Consider the following 20,865-nt stretch of genomic DNA (forward strand, 5'->3'; position numbering starts at 1 on the left):
CATCAAAAAAATGAGTAATAAAAAAGTCAGCATAAGAAAACTTCGAAAAGATGATGCCATGCAATTGGCAGAGTTAGCTAATAATAAGAAGATATGGGATAATGTGCGAGATTATTTTCCGCATCCCTACGACAAAGAAGATGCTTTGTTTTTTATTGATTTAACTCATAAACAAAAGCCTTTGCAAAGTTTTGGGATTACGTATGAGGATACGTTATGTGGAGTAATAAGTTTAATTACCCAAAATGATGTGTATAAAAAATCTGCAGAAGTAGGATACTGGATAGGAGAATCGTTTTGGAGTAAAGGAATTATGACAAAAGCATTAGCATTAATTACTGATTATGGTTTTAATGAATTAAATCTTGTAAGGATATATACTGGTGTTTTTGAGTATAATAAGGCCTCTATGAAAGTTTTAGAAAAAGGTGGGTTTTTAAAAGAGGGTATATCTAAAAAGGCTATACTTAAAAATGATCAAATTTGGGATGAGCATCGTTATTATATGCTAAACCCCAGATAAAGTATTTGTTGAGATTAGAGGAAGGAATAATAAACGTCCGCAACTATAAAAAACCTATACAGCTACTGTACACTGTATAGGTTTGTGAATATGTTTTAGGGTAAATAATCTTGCTTTTCGTTCTCTAGAGTATTTGTTGGAAAATAAATATGTCATTTTTAAGAACGAACTATAAAATTTCTATCCTGCTTTTGATTTAATGAAATCATCAACCTGATCATGCGGAACTTCTTTGACGTCTACTAAGAAATCTCCGTTAGATCCTGAGATGGTAATTTTAGAAGAATATTCTCCCGCAAATGAGTTATGTACTTTATAAGTAGAAGTTCCTTTACCAAGTGGTCCAGTCCATCCCATAGCATCAACTTTTAATCCTCCTACAAAATTTGAATCCCGAACCAAACTGAAACCATATGAATAGTTAGGTGCATCTCCTTGCACCGAAACTAAAAATATCCCTGGAGTACGTAAACCTGTCCATAAATAAGTTGCTTCACATTTAGCCGCATCTATTGGCTCTTTACCATAAAATCCCATAATAAAACGTTTTTGTTTCTTACTCTATTTAATACTGGCTTTTCAGATCTCGCCTTTAAAAATGAATCATAATTGTTGTATATGATTGATAACAAATGTAGTAGCTTAAAAAGGTTTTTTACTGAGTAGAATTACCAGTTTTGTAAAAATGAGTAGAATTACCTAAACTTGATTGGGCATAGTTTTCGAATAACAAAAAATCAATTTTTCTTAGGTTGAAATAACGATAAAATCTACTGTTTTTTTACATAACAAAACGTGATAAATGAGATCGGGAAATTTTGAAAGAAATTTACGATCAAATAAAGAAATAGCGTTGACTTTATGGTTAATACATTAATAGTTAGCTCTTTTGATGAATAAAGTTTTATTAAATTAAAGTTAATTAACAGTTAAATAATGTTAATTTTAAATGTAATGATTTTACAATAATTTCTACTTGTTTTGACACCTTCTTTTTTTTTGCTTAACCCTTTAATATTCAATAATGCAACAGTGTTGCATTATTGAATATTAAGAGATGTTTACCTAATTTAGAAACAGGTAAATCAAATATAACCCTTACTGGACTACGCTTTTGCCGTATTTCCGTGTAAGAATTAATATATACTTTTAATCCACTAATTTAATGAGATCTCAACTAATTTTAACTTTAATTATTTAACACAAAAATCAAAAATCAATGAAAACTCAACTTAGGATTTTAAGTGCAATTACAGTTTTTTCTTTTCTCTTTTATAGTTGCGAAAAGGATACTGATGAATTCACAGATTTAGAAACGGGAATTGACATAGATACTCCAGTAAATATTGGTGCTGATCAAGCAATACCAGGAGAGTATATCGTAGTTTATAAGGAAAATAAATCGATGTATGGGGAAAGCGCTAAAATGCAGGCGAAATCCCAACAAACATTAGCAAAATATTCGATATCGAATAGTGACATAAAACAAATTTATAGTAATGCTATTCAAGGTTTTGCGGTTTCAAATTTAAGTGAAAAACAAGCAGAAATGCTTGGAAACGACCCTGAAGTAGCATTTATAGAGCCAAATTATATCCACAAGTTGGATATGGATATGGGTAAACCTGTAAGCTCACTTCCTGCAACAGTAGATGAGAAAGGGGCTACTAAAGATGTTGGACTTCCTAATGGAGAATTTTTACCTTGGGGTGTGCAATTAGTAGGAAGAGCAAATGGAGGCGGTAGAACCTGCTGGATTATTGATAGCGGTATTGCACCACATAGTGATCTAAATATTAATACTAGTAGAAGTAGAAGTTTTGTTGGTGGGTCTTGGCAAGATCAAAACGGGCACGGAACTCATGTAGCAGGAACCGTAGCTGCAAGAAATAATGGCTCAGGGGTTATAGGTGTGGCTTATGGGGCTACTGTAGTTTCTGTTAGAGTATTAAATGCTCAGGGTAGCGGTGCTACATCAGGTATTCTTTCTGGTGTAGATTATGTAGCTAATAATGCAAGTAATGGAGATACTTGGAACTACAGTGTAGGGTTCCGTAATCGAGCTACTTCTCAGGCCATTGATAATGCTTTTAGAAACCTTGAAAGTAGAGCGATTGGAGCTATGGCGGCAGGAAATAGTAATGATGACACACAGTTCTATTCACCACAAAGATTACGTACAGGTAACTCTTGGTGTATTGGTAATATGACTCGTTCAAGAACGGCTGCTGGTACTTCAAATTACGGAACAAGTGTAGACCGTTGGGCTCCTGGTACCGCGGTATGGTCTACTTGGTTAAATGGCCAATTTAATAGAATCTCTGGTACTTCTATGGCATCACCACATGTAGCAGGAATATTATTATTAAGAGGGAACAGTACGGGTACAAGTGGATCTGTAACAAAAAGAGGATCTAATGCTCCTGTAGCTACCTTGAATTAAAAAAAAAAAGAGATAATCTCATAATTATTTGTAATAGAGAGGTTGGAGTATTCCAACCTCTTTTTTTGTTAAAAAATTGAATCAACATAATTTAACGTACAGGCAGTTAATTAGGCTTTAGAGCAGTTTTAATTACTATTTCGTTGATGTTTATGAAAACGTCAACTTATTAGCTATAGCATTATATGTTGATAAAGAATGTATTCAGCATAATTCTAACGTTGCGGGTCGAAAAGAAGGATTTTTCTAATGTAAATTTTGTACATTCATGTATACTAATTTACCTGACATAAATGAAAATAATAGACCTCTCAAAACCTATCCAATACAATAAGAACGACCCTTGGTTTATGCGCGTTAAAATCAAGCATAAACCTCATAAAAAAGCAAAATGGCTGATTCGTGTATTTGGATTACCGTTTAAATTATTTCCGAAGAATTTTGTAGGTTGGGCAGATGATAGCATCCAAAAGATGGGGGTGCACTCTACAACGCATATCGATGCGCCATGGCATTATTCCCCAACTACCGAAGGGAAAAAATCTAAGACGATCGATGAAGTACCTTTGGATTGGTGCTATGGAGAAGGGATTGTGATCGATATGAAACATAAAGAAGATTTTGATCCTATAACCGTATCGGATATAGAATTTTTTTTGGAAGAAAATAATTTGTCACTTTCCGCCGGAATGATCGTACTTATTAAAACAGGACGAGATAAATATAACGGTACTAAAAATTTCCATAAAATAGGTACAGGTATGAGTGCAGATGCAACTTCATGGTTGATTGACCATGGGATAAAAGTTATGGGTATAGATTCTTGGGGTTGGGATTTGCCATTACCTTATATGGTTAAAAAAGCAAAAGAAACGAATAACCCTGATTTGTTTTGGGAAGCGCATTTGGTAGGAAAAGACAAAGAATACTGTCATATGGAACAATTGGTTAATCTTGATGCATTACCTTATGTAGGATTTAAAGTAGCTGTATTTCCATTAAAAATAGTAGGAGCTTCTGCAGCACCTGCTCGAGTAGTGGCCATGTTTGATTAGGTTTTTTAATTAAAATGAAGGGAGTATGAATTCATTTTTTTTTCGATGTACTAACATTTTTAATGTCTTAATACTCTGCATAATAATTTTAAGTTGTAGTAGGACAAGGTCATCTACTAAACTACAAAATAATGATATAAAAAACATAGAAAGTGCATTTGTTAATGCTTTTAATGAAGGGCGAATAGAAGAGTTTAGAGTAATGTTTGATACTGAATTAAAGCACAGAAACTCGATTGAAGAATTAAAAGATAATTTTGACAAAATTTCCTCTCAAACAGGAAAAATATATGCATTAACGCTTGATGAGGTTCAAGACCTCACTTTTATATATAAAAGTAAGCATCAAAAAATGGTTACGCTAAAAGTAGTTTTGGGAATAAATGATATTGGCGAAGTATCAAAAATGGAAATCAGTAATGATTATAAATACAGAAACCCTCCAATATTAGATAGAAATGTTTCAGATTTAATACTACCTTTTAGAGGTAAGTGGTATGTGTTTTGGGGAGGTAAGAAAGGGAGTAATAATTATCATAATGCATACCCAAGTATGCAAGGTGCATTTGATTTTTGGGTGATGGGTAGCAATGGTAAATCACATCGTATTGGGGCAACCAAAAATGAAGATTTTTATGCCTTTGGAAAAGAACTTATGGCTCCTATTGATGCAAAGGTAGTTTATATTTTTGATGAGGTGCCCGATAATGATTGGCCAAATATGAACTCCACGGCGGGTGTTGGTAATGTGGTTCTTTTAGAAACAAAAAACAAAGAATATATACTTCTGGGGCACTTAAAACAGCATTCTATTGTAGTTAAAAGAGGACAATATGTAAAACAAGGGCAATTACTGGGACTATGCGGAAACTCGGGTAATTCTACAGAACCTCATCTTCATTTTCAAGTACAGAACTTACCGGATTTTGCAGCTGCCAAAGGAGCATGGGTACATTTTAAGAAAATTAAAGTGAACGGTGAAATTAAGGAAGATTATATTCCTAAACGTGGAGATAAAATCAGTAACTAAAAGATGAAATTATGATATTTCGGATAAATCAAAAAAACTGATATGATTAATAAAATAATTTTTATAATGATAACTTTTGTGATGTTATCCTGTCAAAAGCCTGTAGACATTGCATTAGAGAAGAAGAAAATTCAAGATAAGATTGATTTAGTAGTGCAGGCACATTACAACAAAGATGCTATTCAATTTTTTGAATCCAATGCTAATGAATGGTATGATGTAAGAAATGGAATAGTACAACTGATTGATAAATCAGAAAAAATACCATCTACTCAGAAGTATCTAGATAATATGGATTTTCATGAAATGATACAACGTAACAATCCCGTTATTGAAATCTCTGATGATGCTACTTTGGCTAGTTATTTAGGTTCAATAACAATAAAAGGCGTATTTAATGAATCGCCAGTTCTTTGGGTGGTAGCGTGGCAAAGTGTATTAAAAAAGAATAAGGGTGAATGGGAAATTATTAGCACCACAAATACTGAAGGCGATAATAAGGTTACTGCTGAAGTATTATTGGATCATGTTAGAAAAAAAATGGGGGTTATAGGAGAGAACGATTTTTCATCTGTATATGCGTATGCAAAATGTAGAGGCCCAGAAAGATCTTTTGAAACCTTGCTATTATCTAATAAAAAAAATGGAAGGATGGAACAACTCTATGAAGAACAACATATAATATTGAAACATGGAGAAAATACATCCTGGACCCGTAACTTATCTACAAACTCTGGAGAGGAAAAAATGGATAATGAGACTATGGTATTTGTTAACGGACACGAGTTGCATTGGTTAAGTTTTTGGCCAGAGCATCGATATAAAGACCCTGTTTTTAAAGGTATTTCTAAATTTAATGATAAAACTGCTTTTCAAATTGAATTTAAAGATGTGTTTGATAAACCTGTACATTTTTATTATTCTTTTAATACATATCTTCCTTTAGGGTTTGTGTTGAATACTAATCCGAATGGCGATACCGTAGATGTTACATACAATGTTTGGGAGAAAATAAACAACGTGCAAATCTTTAAAAAAGCAGCCTTTAAACAAGGAAATGATATTTTTGAATATAACTTTACGGATATAAAAGTAAATCAAATAAAAAGTAAAGATTTCGAAAACAAAACTGGATTATTGAGTCAATATTGAAAAGGGACTAGTTTTATTTTTTTAAAACTCCTTTACCGGTAGCGGCATAATAAATACCGCCGTATAAATGATCCAAAAACCATTGATTTTTATATACATTTTTAATATGTCCCAAGGATGTGTAAAATGCGCGTCCGCCATCATATTCGTGATACCAAGATATAGGATGAAACTTGCCCATTCCTGCTCCCACACGATCAACAACTTGACCATTAGAATTTGTGCCTCTGTTTTTCCAAATTACGTTGGGATCAAAAGATTTTTCATCTACAGTAATTAGATATTGTAAGTCAGAGACTTTTTCTTCTCCAAATTCGTACCACTCATCTGTCCATAATAGTGTATCAGGAAAATGTTCTAATCCGGGAAAATTGTGATTGATGATATTTAATTTTGCGGTTTGTTGTACGGGATGAATGTGAAACATTCTTCCAACCAATTTGGTATACCATTCCCAATCGTATTCGGTGTCTGAGGCAGCATGTATGCCTACATATCCTTTACCAGATTGAATATATTTTTCAAATGCAGCTTGCTCGATATCATCAAAAATGTCATCCGTAGTACTTAGAAAAATTACCACATCAAAATTCTTCAAACTTTGTTCTGTGATTTTAATTGCATTTTGTTGTCGTTGTACCTCAAAGTTGTGAGTTTCGCCCAAAGTATATAATGCAGTAATTCCATTTTGAATGGATTCATGATGCCAACCCGCTGTTTCGGTAATCAATAATGCCTTAAATTGTTTTTGGGCGTTTATATATCCAATAAATAGAAGGCAAATGCATAGATTGACTATTGTTCTTGATTTTTCTGTTTTTATGAAGTACATTGTTTAAGAACTTTAGATTTTAAGAAGTAATTGTAAGGATATCAAATATATCAAATTACAAAATGTTATTAGTTCTTGTTTGTTATATCTTTTTAAAATGTAGTTAATTTGAATAAATGGATTCTTACTTAGTTGCTTTAAATAAGAAACCAAAATCATAAATACCATTAACCGATTTATGTCTGACAAAATAGAAAATATTTTGTTTTCGCGATTTGTAAAACAACCTATTCCATTTGAATTTATTACCATCAGAGAGCTTTATGATCGCTGTAGTAAAAGTGGGTACGATCTTTCAATAGCTCATCGAATCGCTTTTCATGCTTTAATTATTGTTACTCAAGGAAATAGTAAACATACTATAGATTTTAAAGAAGAGGTTTTGATGCCCGGTACGATCTTGCCTCTTACAAAGAATCAGGTACATGCTTTTAACAAGGATCTTATTATTAAAGGGTATGTGATTTCGTTTGAAGAAACTTTTATCACACAAAACATAAGCGAAAAAAGCTTATTTCATTTTCTTCAAATATATTACGAACCTTCTGTTTTGATAGGAGAAGAAAATCTTAAAACTTTACAGCCGTATTTAACTCTTTTAAAAAATGTACATGAGGATGGTAATCAAAACATGAAATCAGAAACTATAAGTTCATTATTTATTGCGCTACTTTTTGAGATAAAACGATTATCAATCTATCAACATAAAACATTTGAAAGCCAAAGATTCAAAGATTTCATAAGATTTAAACAACTGATCTCTCATCATTATTCAGAAAGTCATAATGCCAAAGAATACGCCCAAAAATTATTAGTTTCATATAAATACTTGAACGATATCTGCAAGGAGATTACAAATAAGACGGCAAAGGCATTTATTGATAGTTGGTTGTTGTTAGAAATAAAAAGAAATATTTCTGAAAAGAAGTACACATCACAAGAGATAGCTTTTAAAATGGGATTTAAAGAACCTTCAAATTTTATTCGATTTTTTAAAAAATTCACAGGTATTACACCGAATCAGTTTCAAAATAAAATAATCTATAAGGGTTAGAGATTGACTATTTTTAAAATTAGATAGATAATATTTTTTGGATCATCTACTTATACTTTTGTCTTGAACAAAAAGATAGTAGTTATGACACTTCAAGATCAACTAAAAATAATGCGAGATGCTACTGTGGCAAGAATGCCAGGCACCATTATGAAGGTGTTTACCGATAGCATAAATACAATTAAACGAAATAGATTAAAAGAAAATGCTTTACAGTTAGGAGAGACAATTCCCAATATTCCTCTTACTAATGTACAAGGATTGAATATTTACCTCAACAGTCTTATACGATCAAACTATTTAATCCTAAATTTTTACAGAGGAGGTTGGTGTCCATATTGTAATATGGAATTAAGAGAGTATGAAAAATTAATGTACGAGTTTAATGAAATAGGAGCGGACTTAGTGGCAATTAGTTCTGAAATACCTGAATTAGCAAAACAAACAATAGGTAAGAACTCTATCTTATCTTATCCCGTCTTAACTGATAATGACGCTCTATTCATGAAAGCTATGGGGATTGTATTTAGGTTAGATGAAGCATCGAAAAGAGAATTTGTCAATTTTGGAATGGATTTCTCTAAAATTAACGGAAATGAAAACTATGAGCTCCCTGTTCCAGCCGTTTACGTAATTAACAAGGAAATGAAAATAGTATTTGTGCATTTTGAAGAAGATTATATGACAAGACTAGAACCAAAGCAATTATTAACACTATTAAAAAAAGAAACAATATCTAAAATTTAGAAACATGAAAACAAATAAGATTATCTATTGGATTACTACAGGAATATTGTGTCTATTATTCTTTGCCGGCGCTATGATGTATATTTTTAATTACCCAAGAGCCGAAGGTTTTTTTATAAACTTAGGGTTTCCTACTTGGATCATTTATCCTTTGGCCTTTTTAAAGATTGCAGGGGCAATTACGATTATCACAAAGTGGTCTAGGTTTTTAAAAGAACTGGCGTATGCTGGGTTTTTGTTTGATGCTATTTTAGCATTAGCAGCACATATTATGGTGAGAGATGGAGAATATATGTTTGCCATTATTGCATTGATTTTGATCATACTTTCATGGATATATGATCGTAAAATTATTAATCCTTCTAAAATAAATAATTAAGAATGAAACCAACAAATCTTTCAGAAATAGGTTTGAAACAAACAATTGAAAACCTAATAGAAGCAGGAACAAGTTTTGATGTAGAACAACTTGATAGAATTTATCACGAGGATCTACAGGTTATCATGATCGATGATCAAGAGCAAAAAACTATAACGGATAAAAAATCTTTTAAAGAGCTATTTTCTTCAAAAAAAGAAAATGGAGATCCGCCATTAAATACCTGGCGGAAATTTAATCATATAGAAGTCAATAATAATTTAGGACATGTTATTGTAATGCGTAGAGTAAATCTAACCGGTCAAGAGAGAAAGCTAATATTGAGCATTGATTTAATTTGGAGTGAAAATAGGTGGCAAGTAACTAGAGAAGTGATTTTGATGCCGCAAGAATTTTAGTTGATTTATCAAGAACAATGTATTTAAAAAGAGATAAAAAGTGTAAACCGTATTGGTTTGCACTTTTTTAATATCTTTAGCTTACTTCAAGAAAGTGATTCATTGCCATAAATAATCAACCGAATATAAATCAAATGACAAAGTATATACTAGTATTTATTTCTGTAATCTTTATTGGTTGCAAAGAAAAATCAAAAGCACCCGCCATCGTTAAAAAGGCATTAAATCCTATTACATATTCGATGGATAATAACGCTAATTTGATATTAGAAAATCCTGAGATTAATTCTATAGCTATAGGTGTTTACAAAGATGGTAAAACATATGCGAAGTATTATGGAGAGATTGACAAGGGAAAAAGTAATTCACCAAATGATAATTCACTCTTCGAAATTGCTTCGGTTACAAAAACATTTACAGGGATATTAGTTGCGCACGCCGTATTAGATGGTAAATTGGATGTAGAAGATGATATAAGAAAGTATCTCGATGGTACTTTTGATAATCTAGAATATAAGAATCGTCCAATTCAAATACGAGATTTATTAACACATACCAGTGGAATAACAAGAGATTTTTCATCTACATTATCCAATATGTTTTTGATGACAGCGTCAGAACAAGATAAAAAAGAGATAAGAAATTATAACAGGAACAAGTTTATTAAAGACTTGAAGGGATATAAACTAGATACTATCCCAGGAAAAAAATATGATTATTCACCAATAGTTGGACCCGAAATTTTAGCCTTGATTCTTGAAAAGGTTTATGATAAAACTTATGACGAGCTTTTACAACAGTTTATCTTTCAAAAGGCACACATGAATAATAGTAGTATTCATATAAAGACTGAGGATAAAAAAGTGACCAATGGATATTCTGATGAGGGTAAACTAATAGAACCTTTACCCGTTCCAATAATAGGGGCTGGTTATGGATTGAAATCTACAATCCCAGATCTATTAAAGTATATTACATACTTGTTAGAAAGTGATGACCCTGTAATAAAGGAAATGAAAACATCATTGTTTTTGGATGAAGAAGAAGGAGATCAATATGGATATTTCTGGCAATTAAGTGATGATGATTTTATGCATAATGGAGGAACCAATGGAAGTACAAATTGGGTAATTGTAATGCCTAAATATAATACGGGGTTTACAGTAATGTTTAATTCTAACGGAAAAACCTCGGGAAAACTAATTAATAGAATTGCGAATTATATATATAATGATCTAGAAGATTACCCCAGAATGAATCCATACTTTCTCGTTCGTAAAGCAATTTTGAATGATCTTGAAAAAGGAATTGAAACGTATAAAAAACTCAAAAAGGAAAATAAAAACGAGTATGATTTTGGTAATGAATCTATGCTCAATAGAATAGGTTATGAGCTACTAAGTGAAGATAGAGTTTTAGAAGCTATTAGAGTTTTTGAACTATTAGTGTCAGAATTCCCTAATTCTTCTAATCCTTATGATAGCCTTGGTGAAGGATACCTCGTAAATGAGCAATATGATTTAGCATTACAGAATTATAATAAGTCATTTGAGTTAAACTCTAACAACAAGAATGCACAAAAAATGATCGAGAAAATTAAACAAATTAAAAGCGACTGATTTAATAGGATACAAGAACAATTAACCCTTTATAAGGATCATTAAATATTCTGGTTTATTGCTATGCTTGTCAAAGTCAAAAAAGTATTGATATTTATCTTAATCGATTATATCACGAAGTAAAACTTAACAGGAATGTGTTGTTAGAAGATTTAAACAAGAAGGGATCACTATAGTAATTTTGACCAATCAGAAACATAGAAATGTGTATCATATTTCTCATGCCATTTATGAAATCGTTAAAAGAAATAATTAAGATATAAAATAGAAAACCTTAACATTTGTTCTTTTAGAAATCTGTAACTTTTCCACCCTAAAAGATAAGGTTTAAGGGATTGGTATTATAGATAAACTTAAGAAAACAAAAATGGGGATACGCGTTATTATATGTAGCTTGTTAGTTATAATGGTTACATTATCATCTTGCAGCAAAAAAATTTCAACGGCTATTAATTCTACAACAACAGTGAATTCTGACGCTTCGATGAAAAAACCCTACGTTATTTTAATTTCTTTGGATGGTTTTCGATGGGATTATGTAGATAGGTTTAATCCTCCAAACTTAAGTGCATTTATTAAAACTGGAGTAAAATCCGAATCTTTAATACCTTCTTTTCCATCTAAAACATTTCCAAATCATTATACTATTGCAACAGGTATGTATCCGGATAAACATGGAATAATCGGTAATACTTTTTATAGTTATGATAAAAATTCTGTTTATCGCATACGGGACCGAAAAGTAGTAGAAGATGGCGATTTTTATAGAGGTTCACCTATTTGGATTCAAGCGAATAAGGCAAATATGGTTACGGCTAGTTATTTTTTTGTAGGTTCTGAAGCAGATATTCAGGGAATTAAACCTACTTATTATTATAATTACGATGGAAACGTAAAAAATGAGACACGTGTTGATCAGGCATTAAAATGGCTACAAATGCCCGAAAAGAAAAGACCACATATGATTACTATGTACTTTTCTGATATGGATAGAGTAGGGCATAGATTTGGACCTAATAATGACGAGAAATTAATTGAAAGATTACTGGAGTTAGATCTTGTTTTGGGTAATTTATTTGATGGAGTATCGAAAACTGGATTGCCAGTGAATATTGTAATAGTATCAGATCATGGGATGCTAGAGGTGCCTTTTGAAAAATACATTCCGATCGAAGATCTTATGAATGATGAATTATATATGACTATTAATAACGGAGTTATTGTAAATATTCATCCAAAAGATAATAGTAATATGAATACGATTTATAATGATTTGAAGAATAGAGAAGAGAATTTCAAAGTTTATAAAACTAAAAATACACCTAATTTTGAATATGTGCCTAAAGATAAAAATTGGGGGACTATTCAGATTATTCCAGATGAAGGTTATTTTTTTAGTACTAGAGCTAGAATAGTCGCTGCAAAGGAAGAGTCAAGAACAATTTCTGGTCAGCATGGTTTTGATCCAAAACTTAAAGAAATGCATGGTGTTTTTTATGCCAATGGACCAACATTAAAAGAGGGGTATGTAATACCTTCTATCAAGAACATCCATATTTACCCGTTATTATGTGAAATTTTAGGATTAGAAATCCCTGATAATATCGACGGAAATTTGAATGAAATAAAAAGTGTTCTTCAGAATAAGCAATAAGCATAAAATCTAATAAAAATTGTAATTAGAGATAATATATAACCCTCAAAAAACCTGTTTAGGAGTTTCGAGGGTTTTAAAGTCTTATAAAAGAATGAGTAGTTAATAAGAATAGTTATAGTAAATACTATAGCATTTACTTTATAATGGAATGTTACCGTGTTTACGTTTAGGCCTATCCACTTCCTTGTTTTCGAGCATACTAAATGCTTTAATAAGTTTTCTTCTAGTATTTTGAGGTAGGATTACTTCATCTATAAACCCTCTTTGAGCTGCTGTATACGGATTTGCAAATTTATCAGCATATTCGGTTTCTTTTTCGGCAAGTTTGGCCGCAGGATCGTCTGCTGCTTGTATTTCTCTTCTAAAGATAATCTCACTAGCTCCTTTTGCACCCATAACGGCAATTTCTGCGGTTGGCCAGGCAAAATTAAGATCAGCACCAATATGTTTAGAGTTCATCACATCATAAGCACCACCATAAGCCTTACGAGTGATTACTGTAACACGAGGTACTGTAGCTTCACTAAGCGCATATAATAATTTGGCTCCATGAACAATAATTCCATTCCATTCTTGATCGGTACCGGGTAAAAATCCTGGTACATCTTCTAGTACCAATAATGGAATATTAAAACAATCACAGAAACGAGTAAAACGTGCTGCTTTTTTTGAGCTGTTTACATCCAAAACACCAGCCAAAAATAGTGGCTGATTAGCTATAATACCAATGCTTCTACCTCCTAAACGAGCAAAACCTACGATAATATTTTCGGCATAATCTTTATGGATTTCATAAAAAGAATCAGCATCAATAATTCCTGTAATAACCTCATGCATATCATAAGGTTTATTCGGATTGTCGGGTACAATATTAGTGAGCTCATCTCGCACTTCATCTGCAAGAGTGTATGGTAAATTTTTCGGTGTTTCGGTATTGCTTTGGGGTAAATAACTTAGTAATTTCTTTACGTCTTCAAGACACTCGATATCATTAGCAGAAGTAACATGGGCAACACCTGATTTTGTCGAATGTGTACTGGCTCCTCCTAATTCTTCAGAGGTGACTTCTTCATTGGTTACAGTCTTTACTACATTAGGTCCGGTTACAAACATATAACTGGTATCTTCTACCATCATCGTAAAATCTGTCATGGCAGGAGAGTATACGGCTCCACCAGCACAAGGTCCCATTATTGCAGAAATCTGTGGAATTACTCCTGATGCTTGTACATTTCTATAAAAAATATCTGCATACCCACCAAGAGAACGTACTCCTTCCTGGATACGCGCACCACCAGAATCGTTTAAACCAATAATTGGCGCACCAACTTTTACAGCAAGATCCATTACTTTACAAATTTTTTCAGCATGTGTCTCAGATAGAGCACCGCCAAAGACAGTAAAATCTTGGGCGTATACATAAATCAATCTTCCGTTTACTGTTCCGTAGCCCGTTACCACTCCATCTCCATAATAAATTTCTTTATCCATTCCAAAGTCGGTGGTTCTATGAGTAACCAAAATACCAATTTCTTCAAAAGAACCCTCATCGAGTAAGTATTCTACACGTTCGCGAGCGGTAAGTTTTTTCTTGGCATGTTGTTTTTCGATACGTTGCTCACCCCCACCTAGTTTTGCCTGAGCAATTTTTTCTTGTAATGTTTTTATTTTAGCATCCATAGTTTAGTGAGTTGGTATTCGTAACGTTTGTTGATCTTTAACATATTGTTTTAAGGCTATCATAGCCGCTATTTTAGCTTCTTTTTCAGTTTCTGCTTGTATTTTATCCGGAGAATAGTATTTCTTCACAAAATGGGTGTCAAAATCTCCTGAAGTAAAAGCGTTGTGTTGACATACAAATTTCCCAAAAGGAAGCGTTGTTTGAACACCCTCAACATGGTAATTATCTATAGCTTTAATCATTAATTGAATAGCTTCTTCACGAGTACCGCCATAGGTGATAAGCTTGGCAAGCATAGGATCATAGTAAATAGGAATATCCATACCTTCTTCAAAACCATTATCCACCCGAATACCTTCTCCTGTTGGCATACGGTATACGTCTAAATGTCCAACACTGGGTAAAAAATCATTTAGAGGATCTTCGGCATAGACACGCAACTCTAAAGCGTGTCCTTTTATTGTAAGATCATTTTGTTGCACTGGCAACTGTTCTCCTCGAGCTACTTTAATTTGTAGCTCTACGAGATCTATATTCGTTATAAGTTCAGTAACTGGATGCTCTACTTGTAGTCGAGTATTCATTTCTAGAAAGTAGAAATTATGATTTTCGTCTAATAAGAATTCAACCGTTCCCGCCCCAAGATAATCACATGCTTTTGCGACTTTTACTGCGGCCTCACCCATTTTAGTTCGCAATTCTGGCGTTAATACTGCAGAAGGAGCCTCTTCTACTACCTTTTGATGTCGGCGTTGTACACTACATTCTCTTTCAAAAAGATGAATTACATTACCATGGCTATCCGCCATAACTTGTATTTCGATATGTCTTGGTGAGGCTACATATTTTTCGATAAATACAGACCCATCACCAAAGGCAGATGTAGCTTCGCTAATGGCACGTTGCATCTGGGACTCTAAATCTTCTTCCTTTTCTACAACGCGCATACCTTTTCCACCACCACCAGCCGAGGCTTTTATCAAAATCGGAAAACCAATGTCTTTAGCAATGGTCTTTGCTTTATTAACATCAGTTATCGCTTGATCAATACCAGGCACCATAGGAATGTCATAAGCCTTTACCGCATCTTTGGCAGCAAGCTTACTACCCATTACCTTTATAGCTTTGGATTTAGGACCAATAAAAATAAGACCATGTTTTTCTACTTCTTCGGCAAAATCTGCGTTTTCACTTAAGAATCCATATCCCGGATGAATCGCATCAACGTTTAATTGTTTTGCAACTTCAATAATTTTAGAACCTAATAAATAGGATTGATTTGATGGTGCTTCGCCTATACAAACTGCTTCGTCAGCAAATTTTACATGAGGTGCATTTCTATCAACAGTAGAATATACAGCAACAGTTTTAATTCCCATTTTCTTTGCTGTGCTCATTACCCTGATGGCAATTTCACCTCTATTGGCAACTAATATTTTTTTCATAATGTAATATCTTAGAACAAATGTGTACAAGATCTTTGTACACATTTTGTTTTATTCAAATTCTATTAATAGTTGTCCTTTATCTACAGCATCACCTTTGGCAACAGAAATAGTTTTAATAACTCCATCTCGGGGAGATACGATCACATTTTCCATTTTCATGGCTTCTAGAATTAATAAAGGGTCATCTTCTTGTACTTCTTGTCCTTCAGTAACCTGAATATCCAGCAGTAAACCTGGCATTGGGGCTTTGATTGCATTAACCTGTTTTGCAGATCCAATAGAGAATCCCATGGCAGCTATTTGCATATCCAAAGCATTGGCTATATGTACTTGATAGTTTGTATTATTGACTTTTATGATATATTGCTTTTTGTCGAAATCCGAGGACACAATTTCTGTATGGTACGAAATACTATCTTCGATGATATGATATTGTGCGTCAGAAGTATAGATTGCATCGATGTTTGCAATGTCTTTTTCGGTAAGGTCAAATTCGAATTGATTATTTACCTTAACCTTGTTTGTACTGCTCATAGTAGCTTTTTATTTACTTGATAAAAATACGGTCTAAAGAGAATAATTTCTTGCGGTAAAAGCAAATTAATTATGAATTTATTGAGGATGTTGTAAGAACCTTTAAAGGATCAGATCATAGTGTAGGTATTTCTATGATTCAATATTTAAAAACTTTTGTATTGTTTCTCATATATTTACGTCAATGTAATAAACACATTCTATTCATGTCAATAATTGAAGGTTTTGCAATTGGTTTGGGAATGGTCATATTTGTAGGGCCAGTGTTTTTTTTATTACTTAATAGTAGTTTTCAATCTGGAACTAAAGCAGGTATAGCAGTGGCACTAGGTATTATTGCAAGTGATATAGTTTGTGTATTATTATGTTATTACGGCCTTTCTTCAATTTTTAATGTTGAACAAAATCAATTTTGGATAGGAGTTGTTGGTGCTACTATAGTTTTAATTCTAGGGGTTAATTATTTAATTAAAAAAGCCAATATACAACCTAAGACTACTATTGATTCGAGAGGGGTTAAAGCTTTTTTTTTGAAAGGGTTTAGTGTTAATTTTTTTAATCCATTTGTTTTTGCGATATGGATTGGGATTTTTAATTATGGGCAGCATAAATATCCTACCACTCCATCTTTAATAGGGTTTTTGGGATTCGTTTTACTAGGGATTTTGGCCACAGATTTATCAAAAGTGTTTTTATCTAAAAAATTAAAGAGATTTATTTCTGTAGAACGCCTCACTGTTTTTTTTAGAATCACAGGTGTAGTTCTTATCTTATTCGCAATCAGATTGATATATATGGTGTGGTAAATACTAGTCAAAATAGTTTTACTTATATTTGAGTAACAACTTTTAATACTAATCAATATGGAATTCAATTTTTTGATTGCTGCAGTAGCGGCATTAATCCCCATGGTTTTAGGTTTTATTTGGTATAATCCCAAGGTTTTTGGAACTGCCTGGATGAATGCTTGCGGCTTTACTACCGAAGATTTAAAAGGAGGTAATATGCCTGTAATATTTATTCTTAGTTATGTGTTTAGCTTTTTCCTGGCAACAATGGTAAATATCTTGGTGATTCATCAATTTGGCTTTTTCTCTACGTTAATGAACGATCCTGATTTATTAAAAGAAGGAACTGAGACGTATCAATATGCGCAGGATTTTATGACGAATTATGGTAATAATTTTAGGACATTTAAACATGGAGTATTTCATGGCGCTTTAACAGGAATATTTTTTGTGTTACCTGTATTAGGTACGAATGCTTTATTCGAAAGAAAAGGATTTAAATATATAGCGGTTAATGTTGGATATTGGACAGTTTGTTTAGCATTAATGGGGGGAGTAATTTGCCAATTTGCATAAGAAGTAAAACTTAAAATATAGTAAAAAAGGTCTGAAACGTGTTTTTAGGCCTTTTTTATGATTTATTCCCTAACATTCGGTTAAATAGTTTTTTCAAAAGAGGAGAAGCTTCATCTACATTGCGTTCTCTTTCTTTTGCATTTAGGATTCCTTTATCATCATAATACAGTTCATAGCTGAATACAAAACGATTTGCGTCAGAACCTATTCCTAATTGCCCAAACCTTAAGTCATTAAAAAATACAGTATTACCTTTCTTTTCTACCGTATACCAACCTTCAGTTAGTTTAATTAATCGCGGAATAAGAGGGTCTTTCTTCATACTATCTAGCAGGTGGTGATTTTTTGGAAACTCGGCAAAACTGATGATGTCATCTTCATCTAATAGCGAATAGTAACCAATCAGAAAAGAATCATTAGTTTCTATATTAGCCGTCCATAAAATACTATTTAGAGGAGTAGGACGTGTTTGTATATTCTTGTATTGAATGTGTTGGTTTTCTAGATTAGTCGAAAAATTTGCTTTAGCACTTTTTTGCAATGCAAGAGTGATCAACATATAAAAACTACTAATAAATAGTCCAAGGTTATTAAGTTTTTTTCGTTTAGGATTTGTTCTTTTATAGAACATGGCCATGATTACAAAAATTAAAAAAGGTACAGTATACAAAGGATCAGCAACAAAGATGTTATTAATGGCTATTTTATAATCTAAAGGCCAAAATAGTTGCGTGCCCCATGTCGTAAACGAATCTAGTATTGGATGGGTAAAGAGACCTAAAAACATGAGTTTGGTCCAATCTTTCCAATCAGCTTCATTGTTTTGATATATTTTTGAGATTAACCATCCTAATAATGGAGCAAAGAGAATACTAAATAAAATAGAATGAGAAAACCCTCTGTGTAATTCATTAGCGGTTACATTGTCTACAAAAAGTTTAGAAAGTACGTCTAAATCGGGTATTGTCCCCGCGATAGCACCCCATAACATCGCTTTGTTACCTACTTTTTTTCCGAGCACAGCTTCACCTACTGCAGCTCCCAATACAATTTGAGTTAATGAATCCATGTTATCTAATCTAATTGAAGTTTAAAAGGATTTCTTACTTCATATTCGCTAGGAGAAATTAATTCGACTAAAGGCTTTAGTATTGTGTTAGAGATAGAATTACCGTGTCTTACGTATAATTTCATTGCTATAGGTTTGGCACCAACGCAACTTTTAATAATTTCCGCGGTTCTGCCTAATCTAAGTTCTTTTGTTTTTTTAGAGATAGCAAGTTGGACGTAGTCATATAGCATTTTTTGATAAATATCATGCTCTTTATTATGGGTGTAGTCTATACCAATATGATTGGCCTCAACAATATCATTAAGGATAAACGAGGTGGTGAATCCCACTAGTTTTTCATCAAGAAAATAGCCTTTAAAAACAAAAGAATCTTTTAGATTTTGTTTTAAATGTTTAAATGTAGAAGCATTTAATTTTCCTATTTTGAAATCTGCTTTTTCAATTACAGATAGGTATAGCTTGTTAATTTCCTTTTTGAAAGTTTCTATATCATTATCATCAAAATTTTTGACAACTATGTTTTTCGAATTCTTAAGTACTTTTTTGGCTCTAGTTCTAAACTTTGTACGCATACTAGATAGGTAATCCTCAAAAGTATGCCAGTTTTCTGGTATATGCAGAACCATATTTACATCGATTTTAAACTCCCTAAAATCATGTTCTTTAATATAATCACTATTAGCAAAGGATTGTGGCCAAAACTCTTTAAGTAAAATAAAAGATGGCTTATCCGAATTTTCAGATTTCCGTATATCTCGTAAAGCGATGGATAAGTTCTCAAATGCGTCTTTGGCATTTATTCGTTTTGTATCATATGCAAAACCATGTTCGCCACATGAAAATAAATTACCACATACCAGTACCCGTACTTCTAGATTATTAAATAAGGTGTTTTTGATAGCGTCACTTATCTTGCATGGAAATTCTTGAAATTTTAATTGAGCCGAATTAAATTTTATAAGTTGAGTTGCTGCAAGTGCAACTGGAGTTTTTTTATTATAAAATATGATGTATCTAAACTGGATACTTTCATACAATGTATCTTCAAGGGTTTTTAAATATTCAAGTGATAAAAACAAATTATCTCCAAAATGAAGAGAGTTCCAATCTTGAGTAGGTATGTCCTCAATATGATTATAATAATCATATTGCAACGTTTTGGCCTTGCATCTTTTTTTTATTTTTTCTAACATATATCCCTTACCAGAACTTCGAATAAATGAAAGTTCTATATACTTCAAAATTACGTTTATTTTTTAATTACTATTTGTTAAAGGTTTATCAAAAAAACTGTAGACCCCTAATCTTTAAATTTTTAGTAAATCAGAAACTTTTTTTACTAATTATATTTTGAAATATCATTTGATCGTGAAAATCAAGTTTTTAGACGAAAACTATTTCATAAAATTTAATTTTGTGATGCGAAATTGAAATAAGTTTATTTCCTTTGAGTGTAATTGGAAATTTTTTTATGGGAAAATCTGTTAATTGCGTCTTGTTAATAGATGATGACAAGGCGACGAATTTCTTTAATGAACGGGTTGTAAACAGGCATCAGGGATTTCATCAAGTTAATACTGTACAAAGTGGTTTGGCAGCTCTTGAATACCTTAGAGATGTAGGAAAAGATTCGATAATAAAACCGGATCTAATATTTTTGGATATAAATATGCCAGCAATGAATGGTTGGGAGTTTTTAATCGAGTTTTCTAAATTGGATCATAGTGTGACCAATGGTATTAAAGTAATTTTGCTTTCAACTTCTTCTAACCCCGATGATGTTAAAGAATCAGCTAAGAATCATTCGGTTGATGATTTTATAAATAAACCTTTATCTCTAGATTTATTGGATAATGTATTGCAAAATCATTTTTAAT

21 protein-coding genes are annotated in these 20,865 nt (G+C 32.4%); 14 read left to right on the forward strand and 7 right to left on the reverse strand.

What is annotated here, in order from left to right; all coding sequences use genetic code 11:
• Nucleotides 1-10: 10 nt before the first annotated feature.
• Nucleotides 11-523 carry a GNAT family N-acetyltransferase gene (locus DK508_RS02285; protein ID WP_109299124.1) on the forward strand — a complete coding sequence of 171 codons (513 nt, stop codon included), beginning with the start codon at nt 11-13 and terminating at the stop codon, nt 521-523.
• Between the two features lie 180 nt (nt 524-703).
• Here the strand turns inward: DK508_RS02285 and DK508_RS02290 are convergent, their stop codons facing one another.
• Complete coding sequence (locus DK508_RS02290; RefSeq protein ID WP_109299125.1) at nt 704-1,060, reverse strand: hypothetical protein; 357 nt, start codon at nt 1,058-1,060, stop codon at nt 704-706.
• 682 nt (nt 1,061-1,742) lie between these two features.
• Between DK508_RS02290 and DK508_RS02295 the strand changes: the two genes are divergently transcribed.
• The 4 genes from DK508_RS02295 (at nt 1,743) to DK508_RS02310 (ending at nt 6,203) form a co-directional block, all read left to right on the forward strand.
• Complete coding sequence (locus tag DK508_RS02295) at nt 1,743-2,966, forward strand: S8 family serine peptidase (RefSeq protein WP_109299126.1); 1,224 nt, start codon at nt 1,743-1,745, stop codon at nt 2,964-2,966.
• Between the two features lie 293 nt (nt 2,967-3,259).
• The gene (locus tag DK508_RS02300; protein ID WP_109299127.1) at nt 3,260-4,021 is read left to right on the forward strand and encodes a cyclase family protein; all 762 of its coding nucleotides are present in this window, start codon (nt 3,260-3,262) and stop codon (nt 4,019-4,021) included.
• A gap of 25 nt (nt 4,022-4,046) precedes the next feature.
• On the forward strand, nt 4,047-5,051 hold the full coding sequence (locus DK508_RS02305) for a M23 family metallopeptidase (protein ID WP_109299128.1): 1,005 nt from the start codon (nt 4,047-4,049) through the stop codon (nt 5,049-5,051).
• Nucleotides 5,052-5,093: 42 nt separating this feature from the next.
• Complete coding sequence (locus DK508_RS02310; RefSeq protein WP_160114528.1) at nt 5,094-6,203, forward strand: hypothetical protein; 1,110 nt, start codon at nt 5,094-5,096, stop codon at nt 6,201-6,203.
• Nucleotides 6,204-6,216: 13 nt separating this feature from the next.
• On the opposite strand, the gene DK508_RS02315 is transcribed toward DK508_RS02310, so the two are convergent.
• Nucleotides 6,217-7,035: a ThuA domain-containing protein gene (locus DK508_RS02315; protein ID WP_109299130.1), complete on the reverse strand. Its 819-nt coding sequence runs from the start codon at nt 7,033-7,035 to the stop codon at nt 6,217-6,219.
• Between the two features lie 178 nt (nt 7,036-7,213).
• Here DK508_RS02315 and DK508_RS02320 point away from each other — a divergent pair, with 178 nt between their 5' ends.
• The 6 genes from DK508_RS02320 to DK508_RS02345 all read left to right on the forward strand — a co-directional run bounded on the left by DK508_RS02320 (nt 7,214) and on the right by DK508_RS02345 (nt 12,886).
• Nucleotides 7,214-8,089, forward strand: coding sequence for an AraC family transcriptional regulator (locus tag DK508_RS02320; protein ID WP_109299131.1), 876 nt, complete (start codon nt 7,214-7,216; stop codon nt 8,087-8,089).
• Nucleotides 8,090-8,173: 84 nt separating this feature from the next.
• Nucleotides 8,174-8,836, forward strand: coding sequence for a peroxiredoxin-like family protein (locus DK508_RS02325; protein ID WP_109299132.1), 663 nt, complete (start codon nt 8,174-8,176; stop codon nt 8,834-8,836).
• 4 nt (nt 8,837-8,840) lie between these two features.
• Nucleotides 8,841-9,215: a DoxX family protein gene (locus tag DK508_RS02330; protein ID WP_109299133.1), complete on the forward strand. Its 375-nt coding sequence runs from the start codon at nt 8,841-8,843 to the stop codon at nt 9,213-9,215.
• A 2-nt stretch (nt 9,216-9,217) separates the two neighbouring features.
• Nucleotides 9,218-9,613: a hypothetical protein gene (locus DK508_RS02335; protein ID WP_109299134.1), complete on the forward strand. Its 396-nt coding sequence runs from the start codon at nt 9,218-9,220 to the stop codon at nt 9,611-9,613.
• Nucleotides 9,614-9,747: 134 nt separating this feature from the next.
• A complete protein-coding gene (locus tag DK508_RS02340; RefSeq protein WP_109299135.1) occupies nt 9,748-11,232 on the forward strand; it encodes a serine hydrolase domain-containing protein in 1,485 nt (494 codons plus the stop codon).
• Nucleotides 11,233-11,716: 484 nt separating this feature from the next.
• Nucleotides 11,717-12,886, forward strand: a complete 1,170-nt coding sequence (locus DK508_RS02345; RefSeq protein ID WP_235016247.1) for an ectonucleotide pyrophosphatase/phosphodiesterase — start codon at nt 11,717-11,719, stop codon at nt 12,884-12,886.
• A 141-nt stretch (nt 12,887-13,027) separates the two neighbouring features.
• Here DK508_RS02345 and DK508_RS02350 read toward each other — a convergent pair whose 3' ends face one another.
• Genes DK508_RS02350 through DK508_RS02360 form a run of 3 tightly spaced genes read right to left on the reverse strand, consistent with a single transcriptional unit; the run spans nt 13,028 to nt 16,552 of the window.
• Nucleotides 13,028-14,569, reverse strand: coding sequence for an acyl-CoA carboxylase subunit beta (locus tag DK508_RS02350; RefSeq protein ID WP_109299137.1), 1,542 nt, complete (start codon nt 14,567-14,569; stop codon nt 13,028-13,030).
• A 3-nt stretch (nt 14,570-14,572) separates the two neighbouring features.
• Nucleotides 14,573-16,015, reverse strand: a complete 1,443-nt coding sequence (gene accC / locus DK508_RS02355; RefSeq protein WP_109299138.1) for an acetyl-CoA carboxylase biotin carboxylase subunit — start codon at nt 16,013-16,015, stop codon at nt 14,573-14,575.
• 51 nt (nt 16,016-16,066) lie between these two features.
• Nucleotides 16,067-16,552, reverse strand: a complete 486-nt coding sequence (locus DK508_RS02360) for an acetyl-CoA carboxylase biotin carboxyl carrier protein subunit (protein WP_109299139.1) — start codon at nt 16,550-16,552, stop codon at nt 16,067-16,069.
• 206 nt (nt 16,553-16,758) lie between these two features.
• On the opposite strand from DK508_RS02360, the gene DK508_RS02365 reads away from it, so the two are divergent.
• Together DK508_RS02365 and DK508_RS02370 are read left to right on the forward strand one after the other, a co-directional pair.
• Complete coding sequence (locus DK508_RS02365) at nt 16,759-17,358, forward strand: LysE family translocator (protein ID WP_109299140.1); 600 nt, start codon at nt 16,759-16,761, stop codon at nt 17,356-17,358.
• A gap of 57 nt (nt 17,359-17,415) precedes the next feature.
• The gene (locus DK508_RS02370; protein ID WP_109299141.1) at nt 17,416-17,916 is read left to right on the forward strand and encodes a DUF1761 domain-containing protein; all 501 of its coding nucleotides are present in this window, start codon (nt 17,416-17,418) and stop codon (nt 17,914-17,916) included.
• 55 nt (nt 17,917-17,971) lie between these two features.
• On the opposite strand, the gene DK508_RS02375 is transcribed toward DK508_RS02370, so the two are convergent.
• Together DK508_RS02375 and DK508_RS02380 are read right to left on the reverse strand one after the other, a co-directional pair.
• Nucleotides 17,972-18,985: a metal-dependent hydrolase gene (locus tag DK508_RS02375; protein ID WP_109299142.1), complete on the reverse strand. Its 1,014-nt coding sequence runs from the start codon at nt 18,983-18,985 to the stop codon at nt 17,972-17,974.
• A 5-nt stretch (nt 18,986-18,990) separates the two neighbouring features.
• Nucleotides 18,991-20,229, reverse strand: a complete 1,239-nt coding sequence (locus DK508_RS02380; RefSeq protein WP_235016248.1) for a hypothetical protein — start codon at nt 20,227-20,229, stop codon at nt 18,991-18,993.
• A gap of 230 nt (nt 20,230-20,459) precedes the next feature.
• Between DK508_RS02380 and DK508_RS02385 the strand changes: the two genes are divergently transcribed.
• Complete coding sequence (locus DK508_RS02385) at nt 20,460-20,864, forward strand: response regulator (RefSeq protein WP_109299144.1); 405 nt, start codon at nt 20,460-20,462, stop codon at nt 20,862-20,864.
• Nucleotide 20,865 lies beyond the last annotated feature (1 nt).

Source organism: Aquimarina sp. AU474, assembly GCF_900312815.1.
In the GTDB taxonomy this organism is placed as follows: Bacteria; Bacteroidota; Bacteroidia; order Flavobacteriales; family Flavobacteriaceae; genus Aquimarina.